The following is an 8,262-nucleotide window of genomic DNA, read 5'->3' on the forward strand; positions in this document are numbered from 1 at the left end:
CTCGTCGGTCGCCTGCTTGCGGATCCGCAGCGCCTCGACGCCGGCCAGGTGGTCGGCCAGCCGGCTCGACACGTCGTCGAGGTCGAGGTTCAGCCGTTCGGCGCGGCGAATGTCCGACTGCACCTCGTCCATCGCCTGCAAAGCCTGCTTGGCCGCGAGTTCCGCCGCCGCGACCGCTTTCGCGGAGCGGGCGAAGTCGCCGGTCGGCTTGCCGCGCGGCGTCCAGTACCGCAGGTACTCGTGCTCGACCGCGGTCACCAGCGGCATCGACGCGCCGTCGACCGGCGTCCCCGACTCGGCCGTCACCGCGGTGATCAGCGGCTCCGCGTCCGCTGGTGTTGGTAGCACCAACGACTGACCCTGGCTGACCATCAGCGTCTGCCAGAGCACCGGGTCGACGTTCTCGTGGAACAGCCGCTCGGCCTCGTTGTGCGCCTCGCGCCCGGTCCAGGACTGGCGACGGCCGTCGGGCTCGACGATCGTCAGCTCGGTGGACCGGTTCTTCAGCCAGCGCTTGGCGTACGTCAGCTCGCGGCCGCCGAGGCTCAGCTCGACCGTCACCTCCGGACCGACGTCCTGGCCGACCGGCTGGATGTCCTTGATCCGGGTCGACTTCGAGTCGTCCGGCAGGTCGAAGATCAGCCCGAACGCCTCGACCAGGCTGGACTTCCCGACCTCGTTGTCGCCGACCACCACGGTGGTGCCGAGCGCGCGGAACCGGACACTACGGTCCTTGACGCCACGGAAGTCCCGTAGCGCCAAGCTGTGTAATCTCATCCCGCGTCCCGCGCCAATCGGTGCATCAGCGAGAGCGCGGCACCGGCGCCCTCGTCACCGCCGGCCAGTGCCTGCCGCAGCTCCTCCATCGCGGCACGGGCCGGGCCGCTCAGCTGCAGCGACTCCAGGTCCGCGGCGTCCGGCGCGGGCCGCACGGTCCAGAACTTCGTCCACCGCTCGACGCTCGCGAACACCTCGCCCTGCGCGTCGATGATGCTGTCCAGCCGGGCCAGCAGCGGCAGCGGCAACGAGCCGTCACCGGCCAGCCGTACGTACGTCCGCTCCTTCTCCGGGAGCTCCGCGAACCAGTCCTCGAGCGCCGCGATCGACTCCTCGTCGAACAGCTCGACGCGGTGGTCGACCATGTGCCAGGCGCCGACCCGGACCGGCTCCACCTCGATGCCGTCGCTGATCGTGACCTTGAGGACGTTGCCGGGCGCGTCCTCTTCCGGGGACGTGACCTCCTGGGTGCCGGAGAACCAGATCCGGTCCGTCACGCGCGTGGTCGAGTGCCGGTCGCCGAGGCCGACGTACTGCAGGCGGCCGTCCGCGACGGCTGCTTCCAGGGCGGTCTGGTCGATCGGCGGCACTTCGGACATCCCGCCGGACAGGCTGGTCAGCTGGCCGTGGGCGAGCAGGATCCGGATCGTGCCGGGGTCGGCCTGCAGGTCCGCGTACGCCGGGGCGGCCGGATCGGAGAGCGGCCGCCGGGAACGCCACGGGGCGCCGACGATCTCGACGCCGGGCAGGATCCGGAACGGCGTCGTTTCGGTCAGCACCGTGACGTGGTCCGGGGCGTGGGCGAGCCACTGGCTCGACGTCCACAGCGAGCCCGGCTCGAGGGCGTCGTGGTTGCCCGGCAGCAGGACGACCGGGACGGGGATCCGCTTGAGGGCTTCACAAGCGCGCAGGATCGTCTGCCGCTCGACCTGGTTGTGCTCGAACACATCCCCGGTGACCACCACGAACGCCGCACCGGTCCGCTCCGCGACCTCACCGATCCGCGCGACGGCGTCCAGCCGCGCCTGACCCCACCGGGCCTGGCCGTCCGGCCCCAGGAACCGGCGCATCATGCCGAGCTGCCAGTCCGAGCTGTGCAGAAACGTGAGCGAGTCCATTGCGGGAAGAACGCTAACCCGAGCCACCGACAGTCGCACACTCAACACACAGAATGTCCCCACACCGCCCACACTCCGGACACCACCCCGCCTCCGGCGCCTACGATCCGGTGGTGACTGTGTACCTGGAGACCGAGCGGCTGCGGCTGCGGCGGTTCACGGCCGGCGACGTCGAGCTGCTGGTGGAGCTGGATGCGGACCCGGAGGTGATGCGGTTCCTGACCGGTGAGCCAACGCCGCGGGACGAGGTCGAGAGCGTCGTACTGCCGGGGATTCTGAAGGTGTACGACGAGTATCCGGAGCTGGGGACGTTCGCTGCCGAGGACGCGGACGGTTTTGCCGGGTGGTTCGGGATCCAGCCGACGGCCGATCCGGGGACAGTGGGCGTCGGGTACCGGCTGCTGCGGAGCGCGTGGGGCAACGGGTATGCGACCGAGGGGACGACGGCGCTGATCGCGCGGGCGTTCGAGGACCTCGGGATGATGCGCGTCGAGGCGGACACGATGGCCGTCAACCACCGGTCCCGGAGCGTGATGCGGCGGTCGGGGTTGCGGTTCGAGAAGGTCTTCCACGTGCACTTCGACGACCCGCTGCCCGGCACCGAGTTCGGGGAGGTCCTGTACTCCGTCGACCGGACGACCTGGGAAGCTGGACGGCATGGATGACGCTGGGCCTGATAACAAGCCGTACGCCGTACTCGATATCGACGCGACGCTGTCCGACACCAGCAAGCGGATCCACTTCATCGAGAAGAAGCCGAAGGACTGGGACTCGTTCTTCGACCAGGCGAAGGACGACGCCGTGCTCGACGAAGGGCTCGCGGTCGCGACCACGCTCGCGGCGGACCACGTGATCGTGTACCTGACCGGCCGCCCGGAGCGGATCCGGCGGGACACCGAGAAGTGGCTGAAGGACAACGGCTTCCCGGACGGCAAGGTCTACATGCGCGGCAACACCGACCGCCGCCCGTCGATGCTGATGAAGCTCGGCCGGCTCAAGCGCCTCGCCGAGCAACGCCCGATCGCGGTCCTGGTCGACGACGACGTCAAGGTGATCGCCGCCGCCCAGAAGGCCGGGTACACGGTGCTGAGGGCCGACTGGGGACTCGACACCGAGTCCCAGCCGACCCTCTTCGAGGCTCAGGAATCCGAAGGCCGGACCTGAGGACCTACTTGCCCGGCATCACTTGCTCGGCATCACTTGCTGAGGCCGACGATCAGCACGTTCGGGTACGGCGGGTACGGCGGCAGGTAGAAGTTCTGCACCTTCGAGCCGTGCAGGAACGCGTTCCGGGCGTAGATCAGCGGGACGATCGGCGCGTCCTGCATGATCTGCTTGTCGATCGCGCCCCACATCCCCGCCGCCTTGCCGCGGTCGGACTCGGCGGTCGCCGCGGCGATCGCGGAATCGACGGCCGGGTTCGAGTAGCGGGAGATGTTGTACCCGCCGTTGCCGATCTCCGAGGACGCGAACAGCGGCTGGATGTTGCCGATCGCGCTCGGGAAGTCCGGCAGCCAGCTGGACACGGTCAGGTCGAAGTCGGCCTTGTTCCCGGTGATCAGGTCGGTCAGCGGGGTGTTGTCCATCGGCTTGATCGTGACGTTGATCCCGGCCCGCTTCAGCCCCTGCTGGATCGCCTGGGCAACGGACACGCCGATCACGCCACTCGACGTGTTGTCGGCGACCAGGACGAGGTTCAGGTTGCTGACCCCGGCGGCCTGCAGCATCTGCTTCGCCTTCCCGGGGTCACCGGCCGGCGGCGCCTGGTACAGGTCGTACTTGTTGTACCCGTCCATGCCCGGCGTGATCAGCGTCGACGCGATCTCCCCGCCGTACTCCGGTCCGCCCACCGCGACCTGCACCGCCTGCTTGTCGACGGCGTACTCGATCGCCTTGCGTACGGCGGGATTCGCCAGCGCCGGGCGCTTCGTGTTCATCGCGAGGTAGGCCAGCGCACCGGACGGCGAGGTGGCGACGCGGGCCTTGACGGCCGGGTTGCCGGTGATCGTCGGGATCAGCGCGGCCGGTACCGAGACGCCGGTCGCGCTGGCGAACTTGTCGTCGCCGGAGTCCGCGATCAGCCGCTGGTTGACGACGTCCGGCTGCAGGCCCATGTCGGTGACGATCGAGTCCGGCAGGCCGGTGCGCGCCTGGTCGGTGGACTTGTCCCAGTTCGGGTTCCGGGTCAGCACGAGCTTCGAGCCGGGCGTGTAGGACTGCACCTGGTACGGCCCGCTGGCCATCGGCTTCTCGCCGTAGTGCGCCGGGTCGGTGTCGGCCTTCTTCGGTACCGGCGAGAACGCGGGCATGCTGACGATCCACGGCCAGTCGCCGTACGGCTTGTTCAGCTTGAAGACGATGGTGGTGTCGTCGGGCGTCTCGATGGACGCCAGCTCACCGCCCTTGTACGGGCCGGTGTACTTGTCGCCGCCGACCAGCAGCGACTTGTGGTACCCGAGGCCGCCGGACAGCTCCGGCGCGAACGACCGCTCCACGCCGTACTTGATGTCGGCGGCAACGATCGGCGAACCGTCGGCGTACTTCAGGCCGGACTTCAGCTTGTACGTCCAGGTCTTGCCGGCGTCGCTGACCTTTCCGGTATCGGTGGCCAGGTCCGGGACCAGCTCGGCCGCCTTGTCCGGCGTGGTCTTCCAGGACGTCAGGCCGCGCAGCACCAAGTGGATCGTGCTGGTGCCGAGGTTCTGGCTCTTGGCCGGGTCGAGGCTGATCTCCTTGGCCGTGCTGAGCACGTGGAAGGTGCCGCCCTGCTGAGCGGCCGCAGTGCTGCCGGCGCTCGGCGTGGACTTGTTGTTGGCGTTGCAGGCCGCGGCCGCCAGCGCCAGCACAGCGGCGACCGCCACTGCACGGGATATGCGTTTCATTCGGTCCTCTCAGAGGTGGGGGGCTCAGGGAAGTAGCAGGCGGCCCGGTGTTCGCCGTCGACTGACTCGAGCACCGGTCGTTCGGTCGCGCAGACGTCCTCGGCCTTGTAGCAGCGGGTCCGGAACGGGCATCCGGACGGCGGGTCGATGGGGGTCGGTACGTCGCCGGTCAGCACGATCCGATCCCGGACCACGCCCGGCTCCGGCACCGGCACGGCTGACAGCAACGCCTTCGTGTACGGATGCGCCGGCGACTGGTACACCTGTGCCGCGGGGCCTTCCTCGACGATCGTGCCGAGGTACATGACCGCGATCCGGTCGGCCACCTGCCGTACGACGGCCAGGTCGTGGGCGACCAGCACGTACGACAGGCCAAGCTCGTCGCGCAGATCGGCCAGCAGGTTCAGCACCTGCGCCTGGACCGACACGTCGAGCGCGGACACCGGCTCGTCACAGACCAGCAGGTCCGGCTTCATCGACAGCGCCCGGGCGATCCCGATCCGCTGCCGTTGCCCGCCGGAGAACTCGTGCGGGTACCGCTCCAGGTGCTGCTCGGACAGCCCGACCTGCTCCAGCAGCTCCACCAGTTGGGCTCGTGACGGGCGGATCCCCTGCGCGCGGAACGGCGTACTGAGGATCGTCCCCACCGACTGGCGCGGGTTCAGCGAGGCCTGCGGGTCCTGGAACACCATCTGGATCTGGCGGCGGATCGGGCGCAGCCGGCGCCCCTTGATCCGGGTGACGTCCTTGCCGCCGATCTCGACCCGGCCGGCGGTCGGATCGAGGAGCCGGGTCGCGACGCGGGCCAGCGTGGACTTGCCGGAACCGGACTCGCCGACCAGGCCGACCGTTTCGCCCTTGTTCACCACGAGATTCACGCCGTCGACCGCTCGGACGGCCTGCGCCTTCTGCCACGGCACGCCGCGGAGACCGAAGTACTTCTTGACATCCTTGAGGTTCAGCAGCTCGGTCACAAGATCACCTCGGGACGACGCCCCAGATGGCAGGCCGCTTCGTGATCGCCTTCGCCCGGGCGGGGCGTCAGCTCGGGGCGCTCGGTGACGCACCGCTCCCCCACCAGGTGCGTGTACGCGCAACGCGGCTGGAACGGGCACCCGGTGCTGATCGCCCCGGGCGTCGGCGGACTGCCCGGAATCGTGGTGAGCCGGGGCTTCGGCGGTACGTCGACCCGCGGCATCGCGCCGAGCAGCCCGAGGCTGTACGGGTGAGCCGCCCGGAAGAACAGGTCCCGGACGGTGCCGCGCTCCGCCGCGCGACCGGCGTACATCACGAGCACGTCGTCCGCGACCTCCGCGACCACACCCAGGTCATGCGAGATCAGGACGAGCGCCGTACCGAACTCCTCCTGCACGTCGTCGAGCAGCCGCATGATCTGTGCCTGCACGGTGACGTCGAGTGCCGTCGTCGGCTCGTCCGCGATCAGCACTCTCGGGTCGTTCACCAGAGCCATAGCAATCACGACCCGCTGCCGCATTCCCCCGGAGAACTCGTGCGGGTAGCTCTCCGCGCGCCGCGCCGCGTCCGGGATGCCGACCTTGTCGAGCATCTCGACCGCCCGTTCACGCGCCTTCTTCTTCGAGACGTCGTGGTGCAGCCGGTACGCCTCGGCGACCTGCCAGCCGACCGAGTAGTACGGGTTCAGCGCGGAGAGCGCGTCCTGGAAGACCATCGCGATGTCGTTGCCGCGGATCTTGCGCAGGTCGTCGTTCGGCAGGCCGGTCAGCTCGCGGCCGTCGAGCAGCACCTCGCCGGTGACATCGGCGTTCGACGGCAGCAGGCCCATCACCGCGGCCGAACTGACGCTCTTCCCGGAGCCGGACTCGCCCACGATCGCGAGCGTCTGCCCCGGCGCAACGGCGAAGTCGATGCCGTCGACGGCCGGCACCGGGCCGTTCTCGGTCGCGAACGTCACGTGCAGGTCGTGTACTTCGAGAACCGGGTCAGCCATGGCTCACCCTCGGGTCGAGCACACCGTGCACTATGTCCACCACCAGGTTCGCGAGGATGATCAGGAACGCCGAGAACAACGTCACGCCGACGACCACGGCCACGTCCAGCTGGCCGACGGCGCTGATCAGCAGGTCGCCGAGACCCTGCATGCTGAAGACCTTCTCGGTCAGGATCGCACCACCGAGCAGGCTGCCCAGGTCGAGGCCGAACAGCGTGATCACCGGTACGAGCACCCCGCGCAGACCGTGCGTGATCACGACGCGCCCCTCGCCGGCACCCTTCGCGCGGGCCGTGGTGATGTAGTCGAGGTTCAGCTCCTCGAGCATCTGCGAGCGGGTCAGCCGGATGTACGACGCCGCGTTCAGGATCGCGAGCACGATCCACGGCGTGACCAGGTGCCAGGCCCAGTCGACCGGGCTCTCGGTGAGCGGGACGTACCCGCTGACCGGGACCATGTTCAGCCAGAAGCCGAACACCAGGATCGCCAGCAGACCGAGCAGGAACGACGGCGTGGAGACGCCGAGGAGTGCGACGCCCACCGACAACCGGTCGAGGATGCGGCCCCGGTTCAGCGCGGCGACCACGCCGAGCGAGACGCCGAGCAGCAGCCACAGTACGGCGGCACCGAGCGCGATCGAGGCGGTGATCGGCAGCCGGTCCAGGATCAGCGTGGTCACCGGGCGGCCGAGCGGGAACGAGTACCCGAAGCACGGCGCGTCGCAGTGCACGGCCGCCGTACCGTCGCCGAACGTACGGCCGGCGAAGATGCCCTTCAGGAAGTTCAGGTACTGCTGCAGGGTGCTCTGGTCGAACTGCATGAAGTGCCGCGCCTGCGCGAGGCGGTCCGGCGTACAGGGCTTGCCGCAGGCGAGGTGTGCCGGGTCGGCCGGGATCGCGTAGAAGACCAGGTAGACGGCCAGACTGAGCGCGAGCATCACCAGCAGCGCGGCGAACAGCCTGCGGACGACGAACCAGAGGAGATCGGGCATCAGTTCGTCCTCCGCAGCCGGACGTCGAACGCGTCCCGCACACCGTCACCGAGCAACGTGAAGCCGAGCACCGCGAGGAACAGCATCGCGCCCGGGAACAGCAGGAACCACGGGTCCGCGCCGGTGTACACCCAGGCGATCGAGTCCGAGATCGAACGGCCGAGACTCGGTGTCGGCGGTGGTACGCCGACGCCCAGGAAGGACAGCGCCGCCTCGGCACCGACGTACCCCGGGATCGCGAGCGTGGCGATCACCAGGACCGGGCCGAGCAGGTTCGGCAGCAGCTCGCGGGTGATCACCATCCAGCCGGTGGACCCGACGCTGCGCGCCGCCTCGACGAACTCGCGGGTGACCAGCGAGCGGGCCTGGTTGCGGATCAGCCGGGCCAGGCCGGCCCAGCCGAAGACGCTCAGTACGCCGATCAGCAGCAGCGAGCGGGACACCTTCGCCGGGACAATGATGCCCAGGGCAATCATGAAGACGAGCTGCGGGAACCCGAACAGGAAGTCCAGCAGCCGGGACACG

The 8,262-nt window shown here is 69.2% G+C and carries 9 protein-coding genes; 2 read left to right on the forward strand and 7 right to left on the reverse strand.

Annotated elements, in window-relative coordinates:
• Together VFF46_RS26990 and VFF46_RS26995 are read right to left on the reverse strand one after the other, a co-directional pair.
• The coding region (locus tag VFF46_RS26990; RefSeq protein WP_325040027.1) for an AAA family ATPase at positions 1 to 762 on the reverse strand (762 nt) is incomplete at its 3' end.
• Positions 763 to 773: 11 nt separating this feature from the next.
• Positions 774 to 1,895 carry a DNA repair exonuclease gene (locus VFF46_RS26995; RefSeq protein WP_325040028.1) on the reverse strand — a complete coding sequence of 374 codons (1,122 nt, stop codon included), beginning with the start codon at positions 1,893 to 1,895 and terminating at the stop codon, positions 774 to 776.
• A 113-nt stretch (positions 1,896 to 2,008) separates the two neighbouring features.
• Here VFF46_RS26995 and VFF46_RS27000 point away from each other — a divergent pair, with 113 nt between their 5' ends.
• Positions 2,009 to 2,560: a GNAT family N-acetyltransferase gene (locus tag VFF46_RS27000; RefSeq protein WP_325040029.1), complete on the forward strand. Its 552-nt coding sequence runs from the start codon at positions 2,009 to 2,011 to the stop codon at positions 2,558 to 2,560.
• The gene (locus VFF46_RS27005) at positions 2,553 to 3,059 is read left to right on the forward strand and encodes an HAD family acid phosphatase (RefSeq protein ID WP_325040030.1); all 507 of its coding nucleotides are present in this window, start codon (positions 2,553 to 2,555) and stop codon (positions 3,057 to 3,059) included. Before VFF46_RS27000 ends, VFF46_RS27005 begins: the two co-directional genes overlap by 8 nt.
• Before the next feature lie 32 nt (positions 3,060 to 3,091).
• Here VFF46_RS27005 and VFF46_RS27010 read toward each other — a convergent pair whose 3' ends face one another.
• The 5 genes from VFF46_RS27010 to VFF46_RS27030 all read right to left on the reverse strand — a co-directional run.
• On the reverse strand, positions 3,092 to 4,777 hold the full coding sequence (locus VFF46_RS27010) for an ABC transporter substrate-binding protein (RefSeq protein ID WP_325040031.1): 1,686 nt from the start codon (positions 4,775 to 4,777) through the stop codon (positions 3,092 to 3,094).
• Entirely contained in the window at positions 4,774 to 5,751 is a 978-nt protein-coding gene (locus tag VFF46_RS27015; RefSeq protein ID WP_325040032.1) for an oligopeptide/dipeptide ABC transporter ATP-binding protein, read from the reverse strand. The genes VFF46_RS27010 and VFF46_RS27015 overlap by 4 nt, the downstream gene beginning before the upstream one ends.
• Positions 5,748 to 6,746 (reverse strand): ABC transporter ATP-binding protein, encoded by a 999-nt coding sequence (locus VFF46_RS27020; protein ID WP_325040033.1) that lies wholly within the window; start codon positions 6,744 to 6,746, stop codon positions 5,748 to 5,750. Before VFF46_RS27020 ends, VFF46_RS27015 begins: the two co-directional genes overlap by 4 nt.
• Positions 6,739 to 7,737: an ABC transporter permease gene (locus VFF46_RS27025; protein ID WP_325040034.1), complete on the reverse strand. Its 999-nt coding sequence runs from the start codon at positions 7,735 to 7,737 to the stop codon at positions 6,739 to 6,741. Before VFF46_RS27025 ends, VFF46_RS27020 begins: the two co-directional genes overlap by 8 nt.
• A partial coding sequence (locus VFF46_RS27030; protein WP_325040035.1) for an ABC transporter permease occupies positions 7,737 to 8,262 on the reverse strand: 526 nt, incomplete at its 5' end. The genes VFF46_RS27025 and VFF46_RS27030, both read right to left, overlap by 1 nt.

Origin of the sequence: Kribbella sp., from assembly GCF_035655035.1 — a bacterium.
Classification (GTDB): Bacteria; Actinomycetota; Actinomycetes; order Propionibacteriales; family Kribbellaceae; genus Kribbella.